The following is a 1966-nucleotide window of genomic DNA, read 5'->3' on the forward strand; positions in this document are numbered from 1 at the left end:
GGCGGCTCCGGAGGCGCTCGGACGAGCCCGGGCGGCGTCCGTGGCCCGACCGGGTACCCTGGTCGGGCCGGTCGTTCGACCGGCCGGCGGGGCTCCGGCCCCACCGAAGGACGTGCATCTACCTCGGGCCCGCGCGGGCCGTCCAAGGCGGCACCGCGTGATGGAGAGATGGATGACCCTTCCCGACGAGCTGCTCCGCACCGCCGGACCCGACGACGACCTCACCCTGCGGCGCGCCGTCGGCCCCTCGTACTTCCCCGTGGCCTTCGTGGCCCGGTTCCCCTACGCCATGATGATCGTCGGCGTCCTGACGCTCGTCGTGGCGGCGCGGGACTCGGTCGCGCTGGGCGGTCTCAACTCCGCCGCGGTCGGCGCCGGCACCGCGCTCTTCGGCCCGCTGCTCGGCATGGCCGCCGACCGCTTCGGCCAGCGTCCGGTGCTGCTGGTCGCGGGGGCGGCGAACAGCCTCGCCCTGCTGGCCATGGCGGCGGTCGCGTTCAGCTCGCTGCCCGACCTGGCGGTGCTGGCGACGGCGTTCGTCATCGGTGCCACGGCCCCGCAGGTCGCCCCGATGTCGCGCAGCCGGCTGTTCGGCGTCATCACCGACCGGCTGCCGGCCCGGCGCCGGGTCAGGACGCTCAACGGCGTCATGGCCTACGAGTCCGCGGCCGACGAGACCGTCTTCGTGTTCGGCCCGGCCATCGTCGGCCTGCTCGCCACCACGATGAACCCGGTCGCCCCCGTCGTCGGTGCGGCCGTCCTCACCGTCCTGTTCGTGACGGCGTTCGCGCTGCACCCGACCGGACGCGTCGAGCCGTCGGGTTCGGACGAGCCGGTCGAGGCCGCTCCCGCCCGCGAGCTGCTGCGACCCGGCGTGATGGTGGCCGTGCTCGGCACGCTCGGCGTCGGCATGTTCTTCGGCAGCATGCTCACCTCGCTCACCGCCGTCATGCGGGACGAGGGCGCCGGCGACGCGGCCGGACTCGTCTACGGCGTCATGGGCATCGGCTCGACCGTCCTGGCGCTCGCCGTCGCGATCTTCCCCGAGCGGTTCGCCCTGCGGGCCCGCTGGCTCGTCTTCGGCGCGGTCATGCTCGTCGCCGCGGTCGGCTACGCGCTCGCCGACGGGATGGTCGGCCTGGTCGGTGCCATGGTGCTCGCGGGCGTCGGCATCGGCCCGACCCTGGTCACCCAGTACAGCCTGGCGGCCACGCGCAGCCCGGTCGGCCGCTCGGCCACGGTCATGACGATGCTCGGGTCGGCGGTCATCGTCGGTCAGTCCGCGGCGTCGGCCGTGACGGGCGCGATCGCCGAGTCGTCGGGCTCGGACGCCGCCCGCTGGCTCCCGGTGGTCGCGGCGGCCGTCGTCGTGCTGGCCGCGGTGCTGAACGTGAACGTCCGCGACGGCGTCCGGGAGCGGGAGACCCAGCCGGGCGTGTGACGCCCGCCGGTGCCGGGGTACGCCGGGAGAAGACCCCCGCCGTCACCGAGGAGCACGATGCGATCGATCGCCGACCAGACCGAGTCCGAGCTGGGCGGGCCGTGGAGCGTCCTGGTGCGCCAGCAGCGCGACCACGTCGTGCTGGACCGGCTGCTGCGCCGGCTCGAGACCTCGGCCACGCCCGAGGACGAGCAGGAGATCCTCCACCGCATCGCCCGGCTCGTCTTCCCGCACGCGTTCGCCGAGGAGTCGGTGCTGTGGCCGGTGATGCGCCGGGCGCTTCCGGACGGCCACGCGCTGACGCTGCAGGTCGAGCAGGAGCACCAGGAGGTCAACGAGCTGTGGGTGAGGCTCGAGGACCCGGCCGCCACTCCCGACCAGCGCCGGGCCGCGGTCGCCCGGCTCGTCGAGGTGCTCCGCGAGACGTCCGCGACGATGAGGACGAGCTGTTCCCGCGGCTGCAGGAGCGGGTGGACGTCGCGCGGCTGCGCCGGCTCGGCGTGGGCGTTGGGGAGCTGGTGCGCC

General features: G+C 74.8%; 2 protein-coding genes. Both read left to right on the forward strand.

What is annotated here, in order from left to right; all coding sequences use genetic code 11:
• The first annotated feature begins 172 nt into the window (after window positions 1-172).
• A complete protein-coding gene (locus AC2W7G_RS14880) occupies window positions 173-1441 on the forward strand; it encodes an MFS transporter (RefSeq protein ID WP_485869123.1) in 1269 nt (422 codons plus the stop codon).
• Window positions 1442-1498: 57 nt separating this feature from the next.
• The coding region (locus tag AC2W7G_RS14885) for a hemerythrin domain-containing protein (RefSeq protein WP_485869124.1) at window positions 1499-1966 on the forward strand (468 nt) is incomplete at its 3' end.

This window comes from Aeromicrobium sp. PFPM2_SD2, from assembly GCF_057364525.1.

What these genes read in the sequence shown, in the direction of transcription:
- AC2W7G_RS14880 (WP_485869123.1), top strand. Translation starts at nt 173, where the DNA reads ATGACCCTTCCCGACGAGCTGCTCCGCACCGCCGGACCCGACGACGAC.